Origin of the sequence: Thermomonas alba (assembly GCF_022419205.1) — a bacterium.
Lineage (GTDB): Bacteria > Pseudomonadota > Gammaproteobacteria > Xanthomonadales > Xanthomonadaceae > Thermomonas > Thermomonas alba.
In genome coordinates this window covers 14,385-37,266 of sequence record NZ_JAJOZU010000001.1, presented here as the reverse complement: position 1 = coordinate 37,266, position 22,882 = coordinate 14,385, and the positions used below count along the sequence as shown (strand labels likewise).

The window sequence follows — 22,882 nt, the reverse complement described above, 5'->3', positions numbered from 1 at the left end:
AGCCTGCCATGTTCATCCTGCGAATGCCCGCGTATCTCGCGTGAGCGCCCCGCCCGCCCCGGTTCCCCGCCATCTGGCCATCATCATGGATGGCAATGGCCGCTGGGCGCAGCAGCGCCATCGCCCGCGCCTGGTCGGGCATCGCGCCGGCGCGCGCGCGGTCAAGCGCTGCGTCGAGTTTTGCCTGCAGCGCGGAATCGAGGCGCTGACCCTGTTCGCGTTCTCCAGCGAAAACTGGAACCGCCCGCCCGAGGAAGTCGGCGGCCTGATGAAGCTGTTCCTCGGCGCCCTCGAACGCGAAGTGGACGAGTTGCACCGGCTCGGCGTATGCCTGCGCTTCATCGGCGCGCGCGACCGCTTCGAGGCTGCTTTGCAAGCGCGTATGCAGGCCGCCGAAGACCTGACCGCGGGCAATACGCGCCTGGCGCTGACCATCGCCGCCAGCTACGGCGGCCGCCAGGACATCGCCCACGCGGCGCGCACTCTGGCCGAGGATGTGGCCGCCGGGCGCCTGCGCCCGGAGCAGATCGACGAACATCGGCTGGGCGCGCGCGTGGCGCTGGCCGATCTGCCCGCGCCGGACCTGTTCATCCGTACCGGCGGCGAGCTGCGCATCAGCAACTTCCTGCTCTGGCAGCTGGCCTACACCGAACTGTGGTTCACCGATACCCTGTGGCCCGACATCGACGCCGCAGTGCTGGAGCGCGCGCTGGCCGACTATGCCAGCCGCGAGCGCCGCTTCGGCCTGACCAGCGACCAGGTGCGCCGCCCCAGCAGCGGGAGAACCTCTTGACCCGAACCCGAGTCCTCGCCGCCCTGACCATGGCGCCGGTCGCCATCGGTGCCGTCCTGCTGCTGCCGACCAGCTGGCTGATGCTGCCCAGCGCGGTGGTCTTTCTACTCGCGCTGTGGGAATGGCTGCATCTGGCCGAGGTGGAAGACACCCTGGCGCGCAGCATCCTGCTGGCCTGCAACCTGGCGCTGATGGTGGCGCTGGTATGGGGCTCGCGCTCGCAGCACACCGGGGCGCTGCCGCTGTTCCAGCTGGTCGTGCTGCTGGGCGTGGTCTGGTGGCTGCTGAGCCTGCTGTGGCTGCGCCATTTCGAGTTCGCCTCCCGCCGTGATGGCAATGCGCGGATGCTCAAGCTGGCCGCCGGCACCGCGGCGATCGTGCCGGCCTGGTGCGCCCTGGCCCTGGTCCACGCCAGCCAGCCCAACGGCCATCGCTGGCTGCTGCTGGCCCTGCTGCTGGTGTGGGCGGCCGATACCGGCGCCTATTTCACCGGTCGGCGCTTCGGCGGGCAGTGGTTCGGTGGGCGCCGGCTGGCGCCGCGGATCAGCCCGAACAAGACCTGGGAAGGCGTGGTCGGCGGCACGGCGCTGGCCATGCTGGTGGCGGTGCTCGGCGCGCTGGCGCTCGGGGCGCGCGCCGCGCAGCTGCCCGGAATCGCGCTGGTGGCCGCGCTCACCGTGCTGTTCGCGGTGGTGGGCGATCTGTTCGAGAGCCTGCTCAAGCGGCACGCCGGCCTGAAGGATTCCGGCACCCTGATTCCCGGCCATGGCGGCGTGCTCGACCGCATGGACAGCGTGCTGGCAGCCTTGCCGGTGTTCGCGCTGGGCAAACTCTGGCTGGGGTTCTGAAGATGCAGAAAGTCGCGGTTCTGGGCGCCACCGGCTCGATCGGCAGCTCCGCGCTGGACGTGATCGCGCGCCATCCGCAGGCGATGCGTGCCAGCGTGCTGGCGGCCGGGCGCCAGGTCGAAGCGCTGCTCGAGCTATGCCGCCGCCATCGGCCAGAGCACGCAGTGATCGCCGATCCAGACGGCTATCCGGCCCTGCGCGACGGCCTGCGCGCGGCCGGGCTGGACACCCGCGCGCACGCCGGCCCTGCGGCGCTGAACGCCCTGGTTGCCAGCGATGCCTGCGACACCGTGATCGCGGCGATCGTCGGCGCCGCCGGGCTGTCCTCGACCCTGGCCGCCGCGCGCGCAGGCAAACGCCTGCTACTGGCCAACAAGGAGTCGCTGGTGCTGGCGGGCGAGCTTCTGATGCGCGAAGCGCGCGCGCATGCGGCGACCATCATCCCGATCGACAGCGAACACAACGCGATCTTCCAGTGCCTGGCCGACGGCAACCCGCCGACGCGGATCACACTGACCGCCTCCGGCGGCCCGTTCCGCGGCTGGTCGCGCACGGCGCTGGCCACGGTCACTCCGGCGCAGGCGGTGGCGCATCCGAAGTGGTCGATGGGACCGAAGATCTCGGTCGATTCCGCCACCCTGATGAACAAAGGGCTGGAGGTGATCGAGGCCCACCATCTGTTCGCGGTCCCGGCAGATGCCATCCGCGTGCTGGTGCACCCGCAGTCGCTGGTGCATTCGCTGGTGGATTTCGCCGACGGCAGCACCCTGGCCCAGCTCGGCCTGCCCGACATGCGCACCGCGCTCGCGGTCGGCCTTGGCTGGCCGCACCGGATCGCCTCCGGAGTCGGCGCGCTGGACCTGCTGGCGCAGGGTGGACGGCTGGAGTTCGAGCCCCCCGATCTCGACGCCTTTCCCTGCCTGGCGCTGGCGTTCGCCGCGCTCTCGACGGGTGGCATCGCCCCGGCCGCGCTCAATGCCGCCAACGAAGAGGCGGTTTCAGCCTTTCTTCAGTGCCGGATTGGTTTTCTGGACATTCCCGACATCGTCAGCGCGACCCTGGACGCCATGCCGCCCCACGCCGCCGATTCCCTGGAAACGCTACTGGCAGCGGATGCGCGCGCCCGCCAGCTGGCGCAGGCCAGTATCGCCACGCGCGGAGGCCGCGCATGAGCTCGATCCTGGGCTCCGTCTGGTGGCTGCTGATCGCCCTCGGGGTACTGATCACCTTTCACGAGTTCGGCCATTTCTGGGTCGCGCGCCGCTGCGGCGTCAAGGTGCTGCGCTTCTCGATCGGCTTCGGCCCGCCGCTGTGGCGCTGGCGCGGCAAGGACGGCACCGAATACGTGATCGCCGCGCTGCCGCTGGGCGGCTACGTGCGCATGCTGGACGAGCGCGAGAGCGACGTGCCCGCCAACGAGGCGCATCTGGCCTTCAACCGCAAACCGGTCTGGCAGCGGATGGCGATCGTCGCCGCCGGTCCGCTGGCGAACCTGCTGCTGGCGTTCCTGTTGCTATGGGGGATGCTGGTCATCGGCCGCCCCGACTACGCGCCCGTGGTCGGTCAGGCGCACGCGCTGGCCGCCGCAGCCGGCCTGCAGCCAGAAGATCGCATCCTCAAGGTCGGCGAGCGTGCCACTCCGACCTGGAGCGAACTGCAGATGGCGCTGGTGATGGCCGCGCTAGATCGTCAGCCGGTCAGCCTGGAGATCCGCGGCGCCGACGGCCAGATCGCACACCGCACCCTGCCGCTGCAGCGGATTCCACCGCAGGTGGACGAGCTGCACGCGCTGGGGGCGATCGGGCTGGTGCCACGCCACCTGCTGGTGCCAGCCGTGATCGGCCGCGTGCGCGAGGGCAGCCCTGCCTGGGGCGTGCTCGCCGAGGGCGACCGCATCACCGCCATCGATGGGCATCCGGTCTCCACCTTCGAGGACATCGCCCCGCTGGTGCGCTCGCTGGGCGAGCGCGGCGGGCCGGGCATGGTCGAGGTCGAGCGCGACGGGGAACGCCTGGCGCTCGAGCTCACTCCGCAGCGCCTTGCTGGCGCCGATGGGTCCTCGCAGTGGATCCTGGGCATCACCAGTGCGCCGGTCGGCCCACCGCCGCGCGATGCGGTGCTGCGCCTGTCGGCGCTGCCGGCGATCCCGGCGGCGCTGCGCGAGACCGGCTATCAGGTGCGGCAGCTGGTGGACATGCTGGGGCGCGCGGTCAGCGGCCAGGTGGCGGTCGAGAATACGGTATCCGGGCCGATCACCATCGCCCGCGCCGCCAATGATTTCGCAGCGCGCGGGCCGGCCTGGTTCCTGAACTTCCTGGCTCTGCTGTCGGTCAGCCTGGCGCTGCTCAACCTGCTGCCGATCCCTGTCTTGGACGGGGGTCATTTGCTGTATTACCTTATCGAGCTGGTCACCCGTCGCCCGCTCAGCGAACGGGTCATGGCCATGGGCCAGTACATCGGGCTTGCGCTGGTCGCAGGGCTGATGGGGCTGGCGTTCTACAACGACATCCTGCACCTGGTGTCGTGATGCAATATTCCCTCCGCCGCTCGGTGCAACCTGCCGCGGCACCCACCCCGCCGGGCGCCTGCGCAGGGCCGTTCCGGCGGGTCGCTCCACTCCACAGGATGTCCCGCATGACCCGACCTCTGCACCGCCGCCTGCTGTCTCTTGCCCTGGCTTCGGCGCTTACGCTGCCAGCCTGGGCACAGTCGGCGTTCACGCCCTTCAAGGTCACCGACATCCGCATCGACGGCCTGCAGCGCATCAACCCGGGCACGGTCCTCACCTACCTGCCGCTGGAACGCGGCGACCTCGTCGATCAGGGCAAGGCCGCGGAAGCCCTGCGCGCGCTGTACAAGACGGGCTTCTTCCAGGACGTGCGGCTGGACCACGAAGGCGGCATCCTGGTCATCACCGTGGTCGAGCGCCCGGCCATCAACAAGCTGACGATCACTGGCAACAAAGACATCAAGACCGAAGACCTGACCAAGGGGTTGAAAGAAATCGGCCTGGCCGAAGGCGAGACCTTCAACCCGCTGGATCTGGACCGGGTGACCCAGGAACTGACCCGCCAGTACAACAACCGCGGCAAGTACGGGGTGCAGATCAGCCCCAGCATCGAGCATCTGGACCGCAACCGCATCAACCTGACCCTCACCATCAAAGAGGGCAAGGCGGCCAAGATCCGCCATATCAACCTGATCGGCAACGACAGCTTCAGCGACGAGGAGATCACCAAAGGCTGGGAATCGCATACCAGCAACTGGCTGTCCTGGTACAAGCGCGATGACCAATACTCGCGCGAGAAGCTCTCGGGCGACATCGAGAAGCTCAACTCCTGGTATCTCGATCGCGGCTATGTGGATTTCAGCCTGGATTCCACCCAGGTGGCGATCAGCGCCGACCACAAGGACATGTTCATCACCGCCGGCCTGACCGAAGGCCAGGTCTACAACTTCGCCGACATCACGGTGTCCGGCGACACCGTGCTGCCGAAAGAGGACATCGAGAAGATCGCCGGCATGATCAAGCCCGGTTCCACCTTCTCGCGCGCCTCGCTGGAGTTCGTCTCGAACGCGATCACCCTGCGCCTGGCCAACATCGGCTACGCCTTCGCGCGGGTCAACCCGATCCCGACCATCGACCGCGACAAGCGCACGGTGGCGATCGACTTCCAGGTGCAGCCGGGGCCGCGGGTGATGGTTCGTCGCATCGTGTTCAAGGGCAACACCCGCACCGCCGACGTGGTGCTGCGCCGCGAGATGCGCCAGTTCGAGAATACCTGGTACTCGCAGGCGGCGATCGACCGCAGCAAGGTGCGCCTGGATCGCCTGGGCTATTTCGAATCGGTGGACGTCGATACCCAGCCAGTCCCCGGCAGCGACGATCAGGTGGACGTGGTGTACACGGTCAAGGAAACCACCTCCGGCAGCATCACTGCTGGCATCGGCTATTCGCAGCTGTCGGGGGTGAACCTGTCGCTGTCGCTGTCGGAGAACAATTTCCTCGGCACTGGCAACCGCACCTCGCTGGCGCTGACCCGCAGCGTCTACCAGAAGCGCTACGACTTCTCGTTCGTCAACCCGTATTTCACCGACGACGGAGTCTCGCTCGGCTACAACCTGTGGTGGCGCGAGTTCGACTATTCGAACTTCAACGTCGCCCAGTATTCGACCAACAGCGGCGCCTTCCAGGTGTTCCTGGGCGTGCCGCTGAGCGAGAGCGACTCGGTCTCGCTGATGCTCGGCATCGACAAGAACCAGATCCTCGCCTACCAGGGCACCACGCCGCAGCCGCTGGTGGACTATGTGGACGCGATCGGCAAGCGCACCTTCCACGCCTGGCGCGCGCAGCTCGGCTGGGGCCGCGATACCCGCAACAACTACTTCACGCCGGTGATCGGCACCAGCCAGAACCTGCTGCTGGAAGTCACCCTGCCCGGCTCTACCGTGGAGTACTACAAGCTCAGCTACGACATTGCCAAGTACTGGCCGCTGACGCAGTCGCTGGTGATCAAGACTGGCCTGAATCTGGGCTATGGCAACTCTTACGGCAAGAGTTACGTCCGCAATATCTGCTTCACCCCGCCGACCCTGGTGGACACCAACAACGACGGCATCGGCGATACCTACGTGCCAGGCCCGGCACCGAGCAACCCATGTCTGCCGACCTCGGGCGACTACGTGAAGACCGTCACTGCCAAGGGCCTGCCGTTCTTCGAAAACTTCTACGCCGGCGGCATCGCCTCCAGTGGCCGCGTGCGCGGCTTCATGGACAACACCCTGGGTCCGGTTTACACCACGACCTTTGGTTACCGGCAGCCGCTGGGCGGTTCGTTCCTGCTGGCCGGCTCGGTGGAGACCATCTTCCCCAAGCTGTTCGACAGCCCGTCCGCGCGCGTCTCGGCCTTCCTGGATTTCGGCAACGTGTTCGACGGTTACAAGAACTTCAGCGCCAGCGAACTGCGCGCCTCGGCCGGCATCGCGCTGCTGTGGCGCTCGCCGATGGGGCCGCTGTCGATCAGCTATGCGCTGCCGATTCGCAAGAAAAACGGGGATCAGATCGAGCGGCTGCAGTTCAACTTCGGTGGCCAGCTCTGACAATCAGGCGGCATGAGCACGCAGGGCTTCACCGCATCCGATCTCGCACGCCGTTTCGGGCTGGAGCTACGCGGCGACGATCGCGATGTGCAGGGCGTGGCGACTCTCGCCAGCGCCGATCCAAGCCAGCTGAGCTTTCTGGCCAATCCGCGCTACCGCAGCCAGCTGGCACACACCCGCGCCGGCGTGGTGGTGCTGCGCGCTGAAGACGCCGAGGCGTTCGCGGGCACCGCGCTGGTGGCGCGCGACCCATACGCGGCGTTCGCGCGCATCGCCGCGCTGTTCGAGCCGCGCCCGGCGCATGTCCCCGGCATCCACTCCACCGCCGTGGTCGCGCCGGATGCTTTGGTCGCCCCATCCGCCAGCATCGGCCCGCATGTGGTGATCGGCGCGCGCAGCCGGATCGCGGCGGGTGCGGTGGTCGGCCCCGGCTGTGTGATCGGTGAAGATTGCGAAGTCGGCGAGCAATGCGAGCTGCAGGCGCGGGTGACCCTGCTCACCCGCGTGCGCCTGGGCAAGCGTGTGCGCATCCTGCCCGGCGCGGTGCTGGGCGCAGCCGGGTTCGGCCTGGCGATGGACTCCGGCCACTGGATCAACGTGCCCCAGTTGGGCGGCGTCGTCATCGGCGATGACTGCGAGATCGGCGCCAACACCACCATCGACCGCGGCGCGTTGGGCGACACCGTACTGGAAGAGGACGTGCGCCTGGACAACCAGATCCAGATCGGCCACAACGTCCGCATCGGCGCGCACACCGCGATGGCCGGGTGCTCGGCCGTGGCCGGCAGCGCCAAGATCGGGCGCTACTGCCTGATCGGCGGCGGCGCCGGCATCCTCGGCCATCTGGAGCTATGCGATCACGTGGTGGTCACCGCCATGTCGCTGGTGACCCATTCCATCCGCACCCCCGGCGAGTATTCTTCCGGCACTCCATTGATGGACAATCGCAGCTGGCGCAAGAGCGCCGCCCGCTTCAAGCAGCTCGACCGCATCGCCCGGCGGCGTCCTGGCGAAGGCAAGGATTTGGAATGAACGACCGCACTGCTTCCTTCAAGCTTCCCGTCACCAGCGCCGACATCGAGCGCCTGCTACCGCACCGCTATCCGTTTTTATTGGTGGATCGCGTCGTCGAGTTCGAAAAGGACAAACGCGTGCTCGCCTACAAGAACGTGAGCTACAACGAGCCGTTCTTCAATGGCCACTTCCCTGGGCATCCGGTGATGCCCGGCGTGCTGGTGGTGGAGGCGCTGGCGCAGGCCGGCGGCCTGCTGACCCAGCTCTCGCGCGATCCGTCCGAGCTCGGTAAGGACACGTTCTACCTGGTCAAGGTAGACAACGCCAAGTTCACCCGCATGGTGGTGCCGGGTGATCGGCTCGAACTCGACGTCGAGCTCAAGCGCCGCATCCGCAACATGGCCCAATATGCAGGCGTAGCCCGCGTCGATGGGGAGCAAGTCGCCTGCGCCGAAATCCTGTGCGCCGCCGCGAGTCGTTGATCCCATGCCTGCCCATGTTCATCACACCGCCGTGATCGATCCCTCCGCCGTGCTCGGCGAAGGCGTCGAGATCGGCGCATACGCGGTGATCGGCGCGGAGGTGGAGATCGGCGCCGGCTCCCGCATCGGCCCGCACTGCTTGATCGAAGGCCCGACCCGGATCGGTCGCGACAACGTCATCCACGGCCACGCCGTGATCGGCACTGCGCCGCAGGACAAGAAATATCGCGGTGAGCGGGTGGCGCTGGAAATCGGCGATGGCAACGTGATCCGCGAGTTCGTCACCATCAACCGCGGAACCGGCGGTGGCGGCGGCCTCACCAAGATCGGTCACCGCAACTGGATCCTGGCCTATTGCCACATCGCGCACGACTGCCACGTCGGCGACGACTGCGTGTTCTCCAACAACGCCACCCTGGCCGGCCACGTGACGGTGGGCAACCACGTGATCTTGAGCGGTTTTGCCGGCGTGCACCAGTTCTGCCGGATCGGGGATCACGCCTTCATCGGCATGGGGGCGTTCGTCAATGGCGATGTGCCGCCCTATCTGATGGTGGCGCAGGAAAAATACGCGCGTCCGCGCGGCATCAATGCCGAAGGCCTCAAGCGCCGCGGCTTCGACGCTGCTCGCATCGCCGCGATCAAGCGCGCCTACCGCGCGCTGTACATGGGCGAAGCCAGGCTGGACGAAGCCAAGGCCGAGATCGCCGAGATCGCCGCCGCCAGCGACGACGTGCGCGCGTTCCTCGAGTTCATCGACGCCAGCGAGCGGCCGTTGCTGCGGTGAGCCAGGACGACCTGGCCGCAAGAATGGACATAGTTGCAAGGCGCAACAAAACAAGCGCCACTGCGGGGGCAGGGGTGTGTCCCGACAAAGCGAATAACGAGGAGCGACTCGGGATACACCCCTGCCACCGCAGCGGCGCGACCCCGAAGCGGAACAGCCCATGACACCACGCATCGCCCTCTGCGCCGGCGAGACGTCCGGCGACCAACTCGGCGCCGGCCTGGTGCAGGCGCTACGCGCGCGCTTTCCTGACGCCGAGTTCGCGGGCATCGGCGGGGATGCCATGCGCACCGCCGGGGTGGAGACCTGGTTCGACGCCAGCGAACTGGCGGTGATGGGGCTGACCGAAGTGCTGGCGCACCTGCCGCGCCTGCTCGCGCTGCGCAGGCGCTTTCGCCGGCGCGTGCTCACCTGGCAGCCGGATGTCTTCATCGGCATCGACGCCCCCGACTTCAACCTGGGCGTCGAGCGCTGGCTGAAACGGCGCGGCGTGCGCACCGTGCACGACGTCAGCCCCTCGGTCTGGGCCTGGCGCGAGCACCGCGCGGCGAAGATAGGCGAAAGCGCCGAACGCGTGCTCTGCCTGTTCCCGATGGAACCTGCGATCTACGCGCGGCACGGCGTGGATGCGGTGTTCATTGGTCATCCACTGGCCGATGCGATCCCGCTGCAGCCCGACCGCGCCGCCGCGCGCGCCGCGCTGGGCGAGCCCGCCGATGCGCCGATCCTCGCGCTGCTGCCCGGCAGCCGGCTGGGCGAGATCCGCCGCATGCTGCCGGCCTTCGCCGAAGCCGCCCGCCTGCTGGCGAAAGACGTGCCTGGCCTGCGGGTGCTGGTGCCGGCGGCGAACGCGCACTGCCGCGCCGCCATCGACGCGATCATGAACGATGCGCCGATGGTCCGCGTCATCGACGGCCAGGCCCAGCGCATCATGATCGCCAGCGACGCGGTGCTGCTCGCTTCCGGCACCGCCGCGCTGGAGGCGATGCTGTGCAAGCGGCCGATGGTGGTGGGCCACCGCATCGCGCCGCTGACCTACCGCATCGTCAAGTTGTTTGGGCTGCTGAAGTCGCGGTTCGTCAGCCTGCCGAACGTGCTGGCCGGCGAAGCGCTGATCCCCGAGCTGCTGCAGGACGACTGCACGCCGGACAAGCTGCACGCCGCCCTGCTGCGCTGGTTCCGCGATGCCGACGCAGTGGCCGCACTGCAGCCGCGCTTCCTCGCCCAGCATGAGATGCTGCGGCGCGACGCTTCGCAGCGCGCGGCGGAGGCGATCGCCGCATTGCTGGAGAACGGATGAGCCTGCGCATCGCCGGTATCGACGAAGCCGGACGCGGGCCGCTGGCCGGGCCGGTAGTGGTCGCCGCCGTGGTGTTTCCGCCAGCAGGCCGCACGCCAGTGAACGGCCTGGATGACTCGAAAGCGCTGACCGCACGCAAACGCGAGCAACTCTACCCGCGCATCCTCGAACGCGCGCTGGCATGGAAGATCGTGTTCATCGAGGCCGACGAGATCGACCGCCGCAACATCTTCCAGGCCACCATGCACGGCATGCGCGAAGCCCTGCTGGGCGTGGCGCACGTGGCCGACTGCGCGCGCATCGACGGCAACCGCCTGCCGCAGAACCTGCCCTGCCCGGCCGAGGCCTGGGTCGGCGGCGATGCCCGCGACCGCAGCATCATGGCCGCCTCGATCCTCGCCAAGGTCGCGCGCGATGCGCGCATGCGCGACCTGCACGCGCAGTACCCGCAATACGGCTTCGACCGCCACAAGGGCTACCCCAGCCCGCTGCACCTCGACGCCCTGCGCCGCTTCGGCCCCTGCCCCGCGCATCGCCGCAGCTTCGCGCCCGTCCGCGCCGTGCTGGAATCGAGCCCGATACAGGCTGCCCTGCCGGGATTCACGCCGCCGCCCTGACGTGCCTGTCAAGCCTGTCAAGCCTTGCCGGTCAGGTCACCCGGCCCTACCCTGCCGGTTCATCACGCGACCCTGCGATGCCCGCACGCTTCGTCCACCTGCATCTGCACACCGAGTTCTCGCTCGTGGATTCCACCATCCGCGTGCCCGAGAAGCCCGACTATGCGCGTCCGGAGAAGGCCGGCGATCGCCCCAACCTGCTCAGCCGGGCGCTGGAGCTGCGCCTGCCGGCGATTGCCGTCACCGACCGCAACAACCTGTTCGCGCTGGTGAAGTTCTACAAGGCGGCCGAGAGCGTTGGGATCAAGCCGATCGCCGGCGCCGACGTACTGGTGGCCGATGGCGGCGATGCGCCTTCGCTACTGACCTTGCTCTGCCGCGACCGCAGCGGCTATCTCAGCCTGTCGCGCCTGCTCACGCGCGCCTGGCTGGAAGGGCATCGCGGCGACTGCGTGGCGATCGAGCCAGAGTGGCTGCGCGAGGATCACGCCGGGCTGTTTGCCATCGCCGGTCGCCAAAGCCTGGCCGGCCGGCTGGCCGGTGATGGCCGGCATGACATCGCCGAAGCGCAGCTGGCCGCGCTGCGCGAGGTCTTCGGGGAAGACCTGCACCTGGAGCTGACCCGCACCGGGCGCGACGGTGAGGAAGCGTTCAACCGCTTCGCGCTTTACGCCGCCGGCAAGCTCGGCCTGCCGGTGATCGCCAGCAATGACGTGCGCTTCCTGGATGCCACCGGCTTCGAGGCGCACGAAGCGCGCGTGTGCATCGCCGGCGGATACACCCTCGACGATCCCCGTCGCCCGCGCGTCTACAGCCGCGAGCAGTACCTGAAGTCGGCCGAGGAGATGGCCGCGCTGTTCGCGGATGTGCCCGATGCGTTGGACAACACCGTTGCGTTGGCGCAGCGCTGCAATCTCGAGCTGCGCCTGGGCACCTACTTCCTGCCGGCCTATCCGGTGCCGCCGGACGAAACGCTGGAGAGCTGGATCCGCCGGCAGGCGCGCGAGGGCCTCGATGCCAGGCTGGCAAAGCATCCGCTGGCGCCGGGCAAGACCCGCGCAGATTACGAGGCGCGGCTGGAGTTCGAGCTGGACACCATCTGCAAGATGGGCTTCCCCGGCTACTTCCTGATCGTGGCCGACTTCATCCAGTGGGGGAAGCAGCAGGGCATCCCGATCGGCCCCGGCCGCGGCTCGGGCGCGGGCTCGCTGGTGGCATGGGCGCTTTCGATCACCGACCTCGACCCGCTGCCCTACAACCTGCTGTTCGAGCGCTTCCTCAACCCGGAGCGCGTGTCGATGCCGGACTTCGACATCGACTTCTGCATGGACCGCCGCGACGAGGTGATCGAGTATGTCGCGCGCAAGTACGGGCGTGACCGCGTCAGCCAGATCATCACCTACGGCACCATGGCCGCCAAGGCGGTGCTGCGCGACGCCGGGCGCGCGCTCGGCTTCGGCTACGGCATGGTCGATGGCATCGCCAAGCTGATCCCCAACGTCCTCGGCATCACTCTCAAGGATGCGCTGGGCCGCGGCAAAGGCGGGATGGACGGCGAGATGGCTTCGCCCGAGCTGATCCAGCGCTACCAGACCGAGGACGACGTGCGCGACCTGGTGGATCTGGCGCTGCAGCTGGAGGATCTCACCCGCAACGCCGGCAAGCACGCCGGCGGCGTGGTGATCGCGCCGTCGCCGCTGTCCGACTTCTGCCCGCTGTTTGCCGAACACGACCACGGCAAGCTGGGCAAGAACCCGGTGACGCAGTTCGACAAGGACGACGTGGAGGCGGTGGGCCTGGTGAAGTTCGACTTCCTCGGCCTGCGCACGCTGACCATCATCGACTGGGCGGTGAAGGCGATCAATGCGCGACGCGCGCGCGAGGGCGCCGCGCCGATCGACATTTCCGCGATTCCGCTGGACGACGCCAGCGTGTACCGCGACATCTTCGCCAACGGCAACACCGGCTCGGTGTTCCAGTTCGAATCCGCCGGCATGCGACGCGCGCTGAAGGAGGCCAAGCCCGACCGCTTCGAGGACCTGATCGCGCTGAACGCGCTCTACCGCCCCGGTCCGATGGAGATGATCCCGTCGTTCGTGGCGCGCAAGCACGGCCTGGAGGAGTTCGACTACCCCGACCCACGCACCAAGGCCATGCTCGAGGAGACCTACGGCATCATGGTCTACCAGGAGCAGGTCATGCAGATGGCGCAGATCGTCGGCGGCTACTCGCTGGGCGGCGCCGACCTGCTGCGCCGCGCGATGGGCAAGAAGATCCCGGCCGAGATGGCCAAGCACCGCGAGATGTTCCGCGCGGGCGCGGCCAAGAACGGGGTCGATGCCGCCAAGGCGGACGAGATCTTCGACCTGATGGAGAAGTTCGCCGGCTACGGCTTCAACAAGTCGCACGCCGCCGCCTACTCGCTGGTCGCCTACCAGACGGCGTGGTTGAAGAAGCATTATCCCGCCGAGTTCATGGCCGCCACCCTGTCCTCGGACATGGACAAGACCGAGAAGGTCGTAGGCTTCCTCGACGAGGCGCGCGCGCTCGGCCTGACCGTGCTGCCGCCGGATGTGAACCACTCCGGCTTCATGTTCGTGGCGACCGATCCGCGCACCATCCGCTATGGCCTGGGTGCGATCAAAGGCGTCGGCCAGGGCGTGTGCGAGGCGATCGTAAAAGCGCGCGAGGATGGCGGCGCATTCCGCAGCCTGCTCGATTTCTGTCAGCGCGTGTCGGCCTCCGGCCTCAACAAGCGCACGCTGGAAGCGCTGATCAACGCCGGCGCGATGGATGCGCTGGCGGTCAACCGCGCCTCGCTGATGCTGCAGCTGCCGGAAGTCCTGAAAGCCACCGAGCAGATGGCCAGGAACCGCGAGGCCGGCATGTTCGACATGTTCGGCGGCATGGGGAGCGGCGACGAGATCCGGTTGGAGCTGCCGGAAACCACCGAATGGCCGCTGGCGCAGCGCCTGCAGGGCGAGCGCGAGACGCTCGGCTTCTATCTCAGCGGCCATCCGATGGACCCCTATCGCGAGGACCTGCACAAACTTGTCGGCCACGATCTGTCGATGCTGGAGGAGATCTGGGATTCCGCCGCGCGCAGCAATCGCCCACAGGAAGGCCGCAGCTGGCGGCCGCTGGTGCAGACGGTGGTGGCCGGCCAGGTGGTGGGCGTGCGCAAGCGCGGCGATGCGCAGGCTTTCGTGCAGCTCGAAGACGGACGCGGCCGGATCGAATGCGGCTTCTTCGGCGAGCAGTGGAGCGAGTTTGCCCCGCTGCTCACCCGCGATCGCATCCTGGTGGTGGAAGGCGGCCTGCGCGAGGACGAGTTCAACGGCGGCTTCTCGCTGCGCGCCACCCGCTGCTGGGACTACGCGCAGCTCTGCCAGCAACAGGCACAGCGCATTTCGATCCGGCTCGACCTGCGCGTTTCCACCGCGCTTGCGCAGTTCGAGCAGGTGCTGAAGGAACACCCCGGCCCGACCCCGGTACTGCTGGAGGTCATCACCCGATCCGGCATCGGGCGCCTGCTGCTCAACAGGGAGCACGGCCTGCAACTGTCGCAGGAACTGCCCGGACTGCTGCGCAGCCTGCCCGGAGTCTCCGCAGTCGGCGTGCAGCTGGTGCGTCCTTGGGCGACGGGTTGATCCTGCCCGTCGCCGTCCGGCGCCGTCCGGCTCGGTACGGTGGTCTGGCTGCGCTACACTTTGCCGAATGAACCCGAACTACCTCGACTTCGAGCAGCCGATCGCCGACCTGGAAGCCAAAATCCAGGAACTGCGGCAGGCCAGCACCGGGCCGGCAGTCGATATCGACGCCGAAGTGCGCGCGCTGCAGGAAAAGCTGCGCAAGCGCACCGCGGCGATTTTCCGCGACCTCACGCCGTGGCAGATCTCACAGCTGGCGCGCCATCCGCAGCGGCCGTACACGCTGGATTACCTGAAGGTGATCTGCGAGGAGTTCCAGGAACTGGCCGGCGACCGCGCGTTCGCGGATGACAACGCCATCGTCGGCGGGCTGGCCCGCATCGACGGCCGTAGCGTCGTCGTAGTCGGCCACGAAAAGGGCCGCGACACCAAGACCAAGGTCCGGCGCAACTTCGGCATGCCCAAGCCGGAGGGCTATCGCAAGGCGCTGCGCCTGTTCAAGCTGGCCGAGCGCTTCGGCCTGCCGGTGCTGACCTTCATCGACACCGCCGGCGCCTGGCCGGGGATCGACGCCGAAGAGCGCGGCCAGTCCGAGGCGATTGCCCGCAACCTGCTGGAAATGGCCGAACTGAAGGTGCCGATCGTGTGCACCGTGATCGGCGAGGGCGGCTCCGGCGGCGCGCTGGCGATCGGCGTGGGCGACCGCACGTTGATGCTCGAATACAGCACTTACTCGGTGATCTCTCCGGAAGGCTGCGCCTCGATTCTGTGGCGCGATGCCAGCAAGGCCAAGGAGGCGGCCGAGCAGCTGGGCATGACAGCCAGGCGGCTGCACGCCCTGGGGCTGATCGACAAGGTGATCCGCGAACCCATTGGCGGCGCCCACCGCAACCCGGTGCAGATGGCCAAGCGGCTGAAAGCGGTGTTGTTGAACGAGCTCGATGCCCTCTCCGGTGTGCCGATCGCGGAACTGCTGGAGCGCCGCTACCAGCGTCTGCGCAGCTATGGGGCTTACGAGATCCACGCTGCCTGAGCGGCAGGGTTGGCTGCGCCGCCGTTCTAGCCGGCTGGCCTGCGTGAGCAGGTCTGGCCCCTGACGGCATCGCGCGTCGCCGCGGATACGCCGCGCCAGCCGCTTTTGCTAGATTCCCGATGCCGGCAATCCGCCGGCGTTTGGGGAGAACTGCATGATCATCAAGCGTATCGACGTTCTGTCGGCCGGCAAGATCGCCGCCATCATCGCCGCCGCGATCGGCCTCATCGCGGGCGTCATGTTTTTCCTGTTCGGCAGCCTGCTGGGCGCCCTGCTCGGAAGCGCGCTGGGGCACGAGGGCGGCGGCATGATGGCGGGAGGCTTCCTGGGCATCATCATCCTGCCGATCCTGTACGGCATCTTCGGCTTCATCGGCGGCGTGATCCAGGCCTTGATCTACAACCTCGCTGCCGGAATCGTCGGCGGTCTGCGGGTCGAGACGGAGTGAGGCCGTCGGCTCCGCGCCCTTCCGGGCGCGGAGCACTCCCGGGCCGTTGCCTGCACCGATGGCCATCGATCTGACCGTTCCACCCCGCCCAGGACCGCTGCTGGTCGGCTACAGCGGCGGGCTGGATTCCAGTGTCCTGCTGCATCGCCTGGCAACGCTCCCGGCCTTGCGCACGCGCGGCCTGCGCGCGCTGCATGTCCATCATGGCCTGCATCCAGAGGCCGACGCCTGGGCCGCGCACTGCCAGGAGGTCTGCGAGGGTCTGGGGGTGCCTCTGCACACCGTGCGCGTCCAGGTGGATCCCAAAGGTCTCGGCGTGGAGGGAGCAGCGCGCGCGGCACGTCACGCCGCCTTCCGCGATGCACTGGCGGAGGATGAGATCCTGGCGCTCGCGCATCACCGCGACGATCAGGCCGAAACTTTCCTGCTACGCGCCCTGCGCGGGTCCGGCGTGGACGGTCTGGCCGCGATGCGCTCCTGGCAGCCCTATGCACACGGCTGGCTATGGCGCCCGCTGCTGCACCTACCGCGTCGCGCATTGACCCATTACGCGCAGGCGCACGGCCTGCGCTGGCTGGAGGACCCAGCCAATGCCGACCCGCGCTTCGACCGTACCTTTCTACGCCGGCACGTGCTGCCGCTGCTGGCCACGCGCTGGCCACAGGCCGCGGAAAACTTCGCCCGCAGCGCCGCGCTGAGCGCGCAGGCGGCAGATCTGCTGGAAGCCGAGGACGACGCCTTGCTGGCAACAGCGCAGATCACCGCGGACACCCTGCGCATCGACATCCTGCGGGCGCAGCCGCAGATGCGGCAGGCGCGGCTGCTGCGCCGCTGGGTGGAACAGCGCGGGCTGCCACCGCTGCCCGGGCACGCGCTCGCCCACATCCAGCGCGAGCTGTTGGACGCGCCGCACGACGCAAAGGCGCGATTCGACTGGCATGGCGCGCGGATCCAGCGCTGGCGCGGCCTGCTGCATGCCAGTCCGCTGCGCGCCCCACTCGCTCGCGAATGGGAAACGCGATGGGATGGCCGCACGCCGCTAATGCTGCCGACTGGCGATGTCCTGCACCTGCTCGGCAGCACCGGCTTCGAGGCTCCGCTGTGCGCGCACGCGCGGCGCGGCGGCGAACGCATCCGGTTGCCGGGGCGCCGGCATTCGCATGCGCTCAAGCACGTGCTGCAGGCCCTCGCCGTGCCGCCGTGGGAGCGCGAGCGCATGCCGCTGCTATCGACCGCGGATGGTCAGGTGCTGGCAGCCGGCGACCGCGTGCTCTCCGCCGCCTTCAGCCAGTGGCTGCAGGCGCGCGGCGCCCGCCTGCTCTGGACGCGCCTGGCGTAAACTTCCGCACATGACCAAGACACCCGACTCCCTCGACCCCGCGCAGGATGCCTCGGCGGTCGCCGATTTCGAAAAGTCGATGCAGGCGCTGGAGCAACTGGTCGCCCAAATGGAAGCAGGCGGGATGACCTTGGAGCAGTCTCTGGATGCCTACACGCGGGGCGTCAGCCTGTACCAGCGCTGCCAGGCCGCACTGGAGCAGGCCGAGCTGCGGGTGCGCCAGCTCAGCGATCCGGCACGTCCGGAACAGGCCAACCCATTCGCCGACATCGACGATGACTGAAGCGGCCCTGACGCGCTGGCGCGCGCGCGTGGAGGCCGCGCTGGATGCGGTGCTGCCGGATCCTGAGGCTTCACCAAGGCGCCTGCACGCGGCGATGCGCCACGGCGTCCTGAACGGCGGCAAGCGCATGCGCCCGCTGCTGGTGTATGCCACCGGGCATGCGCTCGGCGCCGCGGAAGAGATGCTGGATTCCACGGCAGTGGCGGTGGAGCTGATCCACTGCTACTCGCTGATCCACGACGACCTGCCGGCGATGGACGACGACGCCCTGCGCCGCGGCCAGCCCACCGTACACGTGGCCTTCGACGAGGCCACCGCGATCCTCGCCGGCGACGCCCTGCAGGCGCTCGCCTTCGAAGTACTGGCGGGTGCGCCGCAATCCCCGGCGACGCGCGTTGCGATGCTGGCCGAACTGGCGCGCGCGGCCGGGGTAGCCGGCATGTGCGGAGGCCAGGCGCTGGACATCGATGCCACCGGCCAACGCATCGACCTGCCCGCGCTCGAGCGCCTGCATGCGCTCAAGACTGGCGCCCTACTGCGCTGCGCGGTGCGTCTGGGGGCGCTGGCCGCAGATGCATCACCGCAGCAGGCGGCCGCGCTCGATGCCTATGCCGAAGCGCTGGGGCTGGCGTTTCAGATCAAGGACGATCTGCTCGACATCGAAGGCGACGCCGCCAGCCTCGGCAAGACCGCCGGCAAGGACCAGGCACAGGACAAGGCAACCTTCCCCGCCCTGCTCGGCGTGCAGCCCAGCCATGCCCGCCTGCAGGCGCTATCGGCACAGATGCAGGAAGCGCTGGCCGCGTTGGCCGTGGACACCGCGACGCTGGCCGCGCTGGCCCGGCTCACCGTGCAGCGTCAGGCCTGAGACGCGACGCTCTCGCGTTCCCGCGTCGAAAACGGCTCGCCCGAAAACACCTCGCCGCCGGCTTCAGCGCAGGGCCAGCCACGCCCCGGCGAGGGCCATGAGCAGCAGCACCAGCCAGGTCAGGGCGGTGCCCCAGAAGCGGCCGAACGAATAGCCGCCGGTGCGCGACAGCCCCTGCGCGTGCAGCACGCGCGCCAGCAGCAGGGCGCCGCCCAGGCCCCATAGCCACGGCGCGGGCAATCCGGAAAGCTCCAGCAGGGCGAGCAGCAGCAGGGCGATCGGCACGTGCTCGACGAAGTTGGCATGCACCCGGATGCTGCGCAGCAGCTCGGGATCACCGCCATCGCCCAGGCCGATCTTGCGCGTATGCCGCAGTTGCGAGATGCGCATCAGCAGCACCAGCATCAGCAGCACGTGCAGGGCGGCGATGAGCAGGGTGATCTTCGGCATCGTAAGGCTCCTCAGGCCGCCAGCGGGCGGGCATGCAGTTCGGGATATTCGTGCGCGGTGGCGAAGCGGCCCTTGTCGTCGCGCACCACCTGCGCCAGCGCGCAGCCGGGGTCATGGGTGAAGAACAGGCGCACGTTGCGGGCCAGTTTGTCCTCGAGGAAGGCGCGCTTCTCGTCGATCAGCAGTTCGGCGTTGCGGTCGTAGCCCATGGTGATGGGGACGTGCACCCACGGCCGACCGGGGATCAGGTCGGCGCAGAACACCACGCCGCCGTGCGGCTGGCCTTCCACCACCTCCGGGCCGACGATCTCGGCCAGCAGCAGCCCCGGCGTGTGGCCGTCGCTGTGATGGAAGCGCACCGCCTCGCCCAGCGCGGCGCAGTGGTCGCCCTCCACCAGCTCCAGCCGGCCGCTCGCTTCCAGCAGTGCGGGCAGTTCGGGGATGAAGCTGGCGCGGTCGCGCGGGTGCGGGTGGCGCGCGCGCTCGAAGTGGTCGCGGCCGACCACGAAGGTGGCGTTCGGGAACAGCAGCTGCGACGCGCGGCCCTCCGCCCACGGCGCCAGCAGGCCGCCGGCATGGTCGAAGTGCAGGTGGCTGAGCACCACCACGTCGATGTCCTCGTGGCTGAAGCCGGCCTGCGCCAGCGAATCGAGCAGCACGTGGCGATCCTCGACCACGCCGTAGCGCTCGCGCAGCGGCGGCGGGAAGAACGCGCCGATGCCGGCCTCGAACAGCACGGTCTTGCCGCTGAGTGGGCTGGCCAGCAGCGCGCGACAGGCCAGGTCGATGCGGTTGTCGGCATCCGCCGCCATCCAGCGCGACCACAGCGCCTTGGGCGCGTTGCCGAACATCGCACCGCCATCGAGCTTCTGCGAATTACCCAGCAATGACCAGAGTTTCATGGGAATGCCTCCTGCGCGCTGGCGTGGGGATGCGCGCCCGGTCAGGGCTGCGCCAGCACCGCGGCCTTGCCTTGGGGGTTGCGCGGATCGGTGCCGCCACGCAGCACATTGGCGCGACGGTCCCACTCCACCGTCTGCAGATTGCCCCAGACGTGGCTGGAGCCGCGGCCACCGGCCGCTTCGTCGGGCGGCAGTTCGATGCGATGCCCCATCGCCTGCAGGGCCTGCGCAGCCTGCGTGGAGATCGCGCCCGGCTCGGCGTCGATCACGTCCGGCAGCCACTGGTGGTGGTAGCGCGGCAGCGCGGCGACCTGCGGCGCCTGCAGCCCGGCGTCGTAGCCGAGGATGCCCAGCAGCACCATCGTGATGATGCGGCTGCCGCCCGGCGTGCCCAGCGCCACCACCTTGTCGCGCGACTCCATGAAGGTGGGCGTCATCGAGCTGAGCATGCGCTTGCCCGGTTTGGGCGCGTTGGCTTCAAAGCCCATCACACCGAACGCATTGGGCGTGCCGGGCTTGAGCGCGAAATCGTCCATTTCGTCGTTCAGCAGCACGCCGGTGCCGGGCGGAATCAGCCCGGAGCCGAACAGCAGGTTCACGGTCTGGGTGGCGGCTACCCGGTTGCCGTCGGCGTCGATGATCGAGAAATGGGTGGTCTCTTCATCCTCCAGCGGGGTCGGCTGGCCCGACAGCAGGTCGCTGGGGGTGGCCTTGTCGGGGTCGATGCCCGCGCGCAGGCCGGCGGCGTAGTCGGGCGACAGCAGCAGCCGCTGCGGGATCTTCACGAAATCCGGATCGCCCAGGTAGAAGGTGCGGTCGCGGAACGCGCGCCGCATCGATTCCACGACCATGTGCACGCGCTCGGCCTCGGGCATCGCCTTGAGGTCGTAGGGCGCGAGGATCTGCAGCATCTGCGCCAGCGCGATCCCACCCGAGGACGGCGGCGGCGCGGTGGTGATCGTCCAGTCGTGGTAGCGGAAATGGATTGGCTCGCGCTCCTTCACCCGGTAGCCGGCGAGTTCGTCCAGCGTCCACTGCCCGCCCGCGGCATTCACGCCTGCCACCAGGCGCTTGGCGGTAGTGCCGCGATAGAAGCCGTCGAAGCCCTGCGCGGCGAGGCGCTCGAGCGTGGCGGCGAGATCCGGCTGGCGGAAGATGTCGCCCTCGCGAATCGGCTTGCCGTTCGGCGAGAACACCGCGCGGGTGCCGGGGTAGCGGTCCATCACCTGGCGCTTGAGCGCATAGCCATGGGCCATCCGCGCATACACCGGAAAGCCCTCGCGGGCGATCCGGATGGCCGACGCCAGGCTCTGCTTCAGCGGCAGGCGGCCGTATTTCTCGGCCACATGCACCAGCAGCGCCGGCAGGCCGGGGATGCCGGCCGACCACGGGCCGTTCTGCGAGCGCTGGGGGTCGAGATTGCCCTTGGCGTCGAGGAACTTGTCCGGGGTGGCCGCGGCCGGGGCGGTCTCGCGCCCGTCCACGAACACGTCGCGCCCGCTCTTGGCATCGTGCAGCAGCCACATGCCGCCGCCGCCCAGGCCGGAGCTGATCGGCTCCACCACCGACAGCACCCCGGACACTGCCACCGCGGCGTCGAACGCATTGCCGCCCTGGCGCAGCACTTCGATCCCGGCCTCGGTAGCCAGATGATGCGCGGACGCCACCGCCGCGCCGGGAGGATGCGCGGCAGGCGCGGCCGGGCCGGCGGCAGCCGCCAGTGGAAGCAGGAAGGCCAAGAGCAGCCAGGCGATGCGGTTCATGCGATCACTCCTTGCGGTACCACGGGCAAGACGGCGGCCGCCGGGGCGGCGCGCCGGAGTGGCGATGGACGGCGCGCACCGGCGTCGGCCCTGCGCCTGCGTCCGTCGCGGGGCGGGCCCGCGGCGGACGGTTGCCGCCGGTTTACTTCGCTTCTTCGAAGATGTAGTTGACGCCGGCCGGCTCGACCGCGGCCTTCACCCGCTCGCCCAGGATCGGCGTGCCGATGAAGACCACCTTGACGCCCTTCATGCTGCCCTGCGGCACGTCCTTGAAGGCGGCTTCGATCATCTCGACCTCTTTCTCCGGCGCGGGCGAGGCGAACACCAGCATCACGCCCTCGGTCATGCCGCGGCCGAGGTCGGTCTGCAGCTTCTCCAGCTGGCGCTGGTACTTGCCGTCGAAGTCCTCGACATCCGGCTTGGGCAGGAAGTACACGTACGGGCTGCTGGTGATGCCGCCCATGTGCGGGGTGATCTTGTATTCCAGATAGGCCTTCCAGTCTTTCTGCTCGCTGCCGGTGGGCAGCGGCGGTGCGACCTGCGCCTGCGTTTGCGGGGCTTCCTCCTTCTTGCAGGCGGTGAACGGCAGCACCAGGCAGGCGACGACGAGCAAACGGGACAACAGGTTCATGGGCTTTCCCCCAGGCTTGGCAGTGGTCATGGATGCAGCGGTGGCGGCGGCCCGGCTCAAGCGGCCCGCCCCCGCCAATGGGCTTCGAGCGCCGCCGCGACCGTGGGCGGAACGAAGCCGGAGACGTCGCCGCCGAGGCGCGAAATCTCGCGCACCAGCGACGATGAAATGAAGCCGTATTGCTCGGCCGGGGTCAGGAACAGCGTCTCGACCTCCGGGATCAGATGGCGGTTCATGCTCGCCATCTGAAACTCATATTCGAAATCGGACACTGCGCGCAGGCCGCGCAGCAGCACACCGGCGCCGATCTCACGCACGAAATGCGCCAGCAGGCAGTCGAAGCCGCGCACCTCCACATTGGCGTGATGGCCGAGCGCCTGCCGCGCCAGCTCCACCCGCAGCGCGAGCGGCAGCGCCGGCCCCTTGGAAGGACTGGCCGCCACCCCCACCACCAGCCGCTCGAACAGCGGCGCGGCGCGATCCACCAGGTCCAGATGGCCATTGGTGATCGGGTCGAAGGTACCGGGATAGACCGCGGTGCGTGCCGCCACGCTCATGCTCGTCGTCGAACCGC

The 22,882-nt window shown here is 68.7% G+C and carries 21 protein-coding genes; 16 read left to right on the top strand and 5 right to left on the bottom strand.

Annotation, left to right across the window (positions count from 1 at the left end):
- Positions 1 to 40: 40 nt before the first annotated feature.
- The 16 genes from uppS to ispA all read left to right on the top strand — a co-directional run bounded on the left by uppS (position 41) and on the right by ispA (position 18,562).
- A complete protein-coding gene (gene uppS, locus ML342_RS00175) occupies positions 41 to 793 on the top strand; it encodes a polyprenyl diphosphate synthase (protein WP_338064959.1) in 753 nt (250 codons plus the stop codon).
- The gene (locus ML342_RS00170) at positions 790 to 1,641 is read left to right on the top strand and encodes a phosphatidate cytidylyltransferase (RefSeq protein WP_240124911.1); all 852 of its coding nucleotides are present in this window, start codon (positions 790 to 792) and stop codon (positions 1,639 to 1,641) included. Before uppS ends, ML342_RS00170 begins: the two co-directional genes overlap by 4 nt.
- 2 nt (positions 1,642 to 1,643) lie before the next feature.
- On the top strand, positions 1,644 to 2,813 hold the full coding sequence (gene dxr, locus ML342_RS00165; RefSeq protein WP_240124910.1) for a 1-deoxy-D-xylulose-5-phosphate reductoisomerase: 1,170 nt from the start codon (positions 1,644 to 1,646) through the stop codon (positions 2,811 to 2,813).
- Positions 2,810 to 4,168 carry an RIP metalloprotease RseP gene (gene rseP, locus ML342_RS00160; protein WP_240124909.1) on the top strand — a complete coding sequence of 453 codons (1,359 nt, stop codon included), beginning with the start codon at positions 2,810 to 2,812 and terminating at the stop codon, positions 4,166 to 4,168. Before dxr ends, rseP begins: the two co-directional genes overlap by 4 nt.
- A 107-nt stretch (positions 4,169 to 4,275) precedes the next feature.
- Entirely contained in the window at positions 4,276 to 6,741 is a 2,466-nt protein-coding gene (gene bamA, locus ML342_RS00155) for an outer membrane protein assembly factor BamA (RefSeq protein WP_240124908.1), read from the top strand.
- A 12-nt stretch (positions 6,742 to 6,753) separates the two neighbouring features.
- Positions 6,754 to 7,773 (top strand): UDP-3-O-(3-hydroxymyristoyl)glucosamine N-acyltransferase, encoded by a 1,020-nt coding sequence (lpxD, locus tag ML342_RS00150; RefSeq protein ID WP_240124907.1) that lies wholly within the window; start codon positions 6,754 to 6,756, stop codon positions 7,771 to 7,773.
- Entirely contained in the window at positions 7,770 to 8,237 is a 468-nt protein-coding gene (gene fabZ / locus ML342_RS00145; RefSeq protein WP_240124906.1) for a 3-hydroxyacyl-ACP dehydratase FabZ, read from the top strand. Before lpxD ends, fabZ begins: the two co-directional genes overlap by 4 nt.
- 4 nt (positions 8,238 to 8,241) lie before the next feature.
- Positions 8,242 to 9,024, top strand: coding sequence for an acyl-ACP--UDP-N-acetylglucosamine O-acyltransferase (gene lpxA / locus ML342_RS00140; RefSeq protein ID WP_240124905.1), 783 nt, complete (start codon positions 8,242 to 8,244; stop codon positions 9,022 to 9,024).
- Between the two features lie 160 nt (positions 9,025 to 9,184).
- Positions 9,185 to 10,324 carry a lipid-A-disaccharide synthase gene (lpxB, locus tag ML342_RS00135; RefSeq protein ID WP_240124904.1) on the top strand — a complete coding sequence of 380 codons (1,140 nt, stop codon included), beginning with the start codon at positions 9,185 to 9,187 and terminating at the stop codon, positions 10,322 to 10,324.
- The gene (gene rnhB, locus ML342_RS00130) at positions 10,321 to 10,941 is read left to right on the top strand and encodes a ribonuclease HII (RefSeq protein ID WP_240124903.1); all 621 of its coding nucleotides are present in this window, start codon (positions 10,321 to 10,323) and stop codon (positions 10,939 to 10,941) included. Before lpxB ends, rnhB begins: the two co-directional genes overlap by 4 nt.
- 77 nt (positions 10,942 to 11,018) lie before the next feature.
- Entirely contained in the window at positions 11,019 to 14,591 is a 3,573-nt protein-coding gene (gene dnaE, locus ML342_RS00125) for a DNA polymerase III subunit alpha (protein WP_240124902.1), read from the top strand.
- Positions 14,592 to 14,658: 67 nt separating this feature from the next.
- Entirely contained in the window at positions 14,659 to 15,624 is a 966-nt protein-coding gene (locus ML342_RS00120; protein ID WP_240124901.1) for an acetyl-CoA carboxylase carboxyltransferase subunit alpha, read from the top strand.
- Between the two features lie 154 nt (positions 15,625 to 15,778).
- Positions 15,779 to 16,072: a hypothetical protein gene (locus tag ML342_RS00115; RefSeq protein ID WP_240124900.1), complete on the top strand. Its 294-nt coding sequence runs from the start codon at positions 15,779 to 15,781 to the stop codon at positions 16,070 to 16,072.
- A gap of 58 nt (positions 16,073 to 16,130) precedes the next feature.
- The gene (gene tilS, locus ML342_RS00110) at positions 16,131 to 17,411 is read left to right on the top strand and encodes a tRNA lysidine(34) synthetase TilS (protein WP_240124899.1); all 1,281 of its coding nucleotides are present in this window, start codon (positions 16,131 to 16,133) and stop codon (positions 17,409 to 17,411) included.
- 10 nt (positions 17,412 to 17,421) lie between these two features.
- Positions 17,422 to 17,694, top strand: coding sequence for an exodeoxyribonuclease VII small subunit (locus ML342_RS00105; RefSeq protein ID WP_240124898.1), 273 nt, complete (start codon positions 17,422 to 17,424; stop codon positions 17,692 to 17,694).
- Complete coding sequence (gene ispA / locus ML342_RS00100; protein ID WP_275672327.1) at positions 17,687 to 18,562, top strand: (2E,6E)-farnesyl diphosphate synthase; 876 nt, start codon at positions 17,687 to 17,689, stop codon at positions 18,560 to 18,562. Before ML342_RS00105 ends, ispA begins: the two co-directional genes overlap by 8 nt.
- A 63-nt stretch (positions 18,563 to 18,625) precedes the next feature.
- Here ispA and ML342_RS00095 read toward each other — a convergent pair whose 3' ends face one another.
- The 5 genes from ML342_RS00095 to coaD form a co-directional block, all read right to left on the bottom strand.
- Entirely contained in the window at positions 18,626 to 19,012 is a 387-nt protein-coding gene (locus ML342_RS00095) for an MAPEG family protein (protein WP_240124897.1), read from the bottom strand.
- Between the two features lie 11 nt (positions 19,013 to 19,023).
- Complete coding sequence (locus ML342_RS00090) at positions 19,024 to 19,914, bottom strand: MBL fold metallo-hydrolase (RefSeq protein ID WP_240124896.1); 891 nt, start codon at positions 19,912 to 19,914, stop codon at positions 19,024 to 19,026.
- Between the two features lie 41 nt (positions 19,915 to 19,955).
- Complete coding sequence (ggt, locus tag ML342_RS00085; RefSeq protein ID WP_240124895.1) at positions 19,956 to 21,677, bottom strand: gamma-glutamyltransferase; 1,722 nt, start codon at positions 21,675 to 21,677, stop codon at positions 19,956 to 19,958.
- A gap of 142 nt (positions 21,678 to 21,819) precedes the next feature.
- Complete coding sequence (locus ML342_RS00080) at positions 21,820 to 22,308, bottom strand: hypothetical protein (RefSeq protein WP_240124894.1); 489 nt, start codon at positions 22,306 to 22,308, stop codon at positions 21,820 to 21,822.
- Positions 22,309 to 22,364: 56 nt separating this feature from the next.
- Positions 22,365 to 22,865 carry a pantetheine-phosphate adenylyltransferase gene (gene coaD, locus ML342_RS00075; RefSeq protein WP_240124893.1) on the bottom strand — a complete coding sequence of 167 codons (501 nt, stop codon included), beginning with the start codon at positions 22,863 to 22,865 and terminating at the stop codon, positions 22,365 to 22,367.
- Between the last annotated feature and the right edge of the window lie 17 nt (positions 22,866 to 22,882).

Coding starts and splice junctions, on each gene's coding strand:
- lpxD (WP_240124907.1), top strand. CDS start 6,754: ATGAGCACGCAGGGCTTCACCGCATCCGATCTCGCACGCCGTTTCGGG.
- tilS (WP_240124899.1), top strand. CDS start 16,131: ATGGCCATCGATCTGACCGTTCCACCCCGCCCAGGACCGCTGCTGGTC.
- fabZ (WP_240124906.1), top strand. CDS start 7,770: ATGAACGACCGCACTGCTTCCTTCAAGCTTCCCGTCACCAGCGCCGAC.
- coaD (WP_240124893.1), bottom strand. CDS start 22,865: ATGAGCGTGGCGGCACGCACCGCGGTCTATCCCGGTACCTTCGACCCG.
- ggt (WP_240124895.1), bottom strand. CDS start 21,677: ATGAACCGCATCGCCTGGCTGCTCTTGGCCTTCCTGCTTCCACTGGCG.
- lpxA (WP_240124905.1), top strand. CDS start 8,242: ATGCCTGCCCATGTTCATCACACCGCCGTGATCGATCCCTCCGCCGTG.
- ML342_RS00105 (WP_240124898.1), top strand. CDS start 17,422: ATGACCAAGACACCCGACTCCCTCGACCCCGCGCAGGATGCCTCGGCG.
- ML342_RS00095 (WP_240124897.1), bottom strand. CDS start 19,012: ATGCCGAAGATCACCCTGCTCATCGCCGCCCTGCACGTGCTGCTGATG.
- ML342_RS00080 (WP_240124894.1), bottom strand. CDS start 22,308: ATGAACCTGTTGTCCCGTTTGCTCGTCGTCGCCTGCCTGGTGCTGCCG.
- ispA (WP_275672327.1), top strand. CDS start 17,687: ATGACTGAAGCGGCCCTGACGCGCTGGCGCGCGCGCGTGGAGGCCGCG.
- rseP (WP_240124909.1), top strand. CDS start 2,810: ATGAGCTCGATCCTGGGCTCCGTCTGGTGGCTGCTGATCGCCCTCGGG.
- dnaE (WP_240124902.1), top strand. CDS start 11,019: ATGCCCGCACGCTTCGTCCACCTGCATCTGCACACCGAGTTCTCGCTC.
- lpxB (WP_240124904.1), top strand. CDS start 9,185: ATGACACCACGCATCGCCCTCTGCGCCGGCGAGACGTCCGGCGACCAA.
- dxr (WP_240124910.1), top strand. CDS start 1,644: ATGCAGAAAGTCGCGGTTCTGGGCGCCACCGGCTCGATCGGCAGCTCC.
- rnhB (WP_240124903.1), top strand. CDS start 10,321: ATGAGCCTGCGCATCGCCGGTATCGACGAAGCCGGACGCGGGCCGCTG.
- ML342_RS00090 (WP_240124896.1), bottom strand. CDS start 19,914: ATGAAACTCTGGTCATTGCTGGGTAATTCGCAGAAGCTCGATGGCGGT.
- ML342_RS00115 (WP_240124900.1), top strand. CDS start 15,779: ATGATCATCAAGCGTATCGACGTTCTGTCGGCCGGCAAGATCGCCGCC.
- ML342_RS00120 (WP_240124901.1), top strand. CDS start 14,659: ATGAACCCGAACTACCTCGACTTCGAGCAGCCGATCGCCGACCTGGAA.
- bamA (WP_240124908.1), top strand. CDS start 4,276: ATGACCCGACCTCTGCACCGCCGCCTGCTGTCTCTTGCCCTGGCTTCG.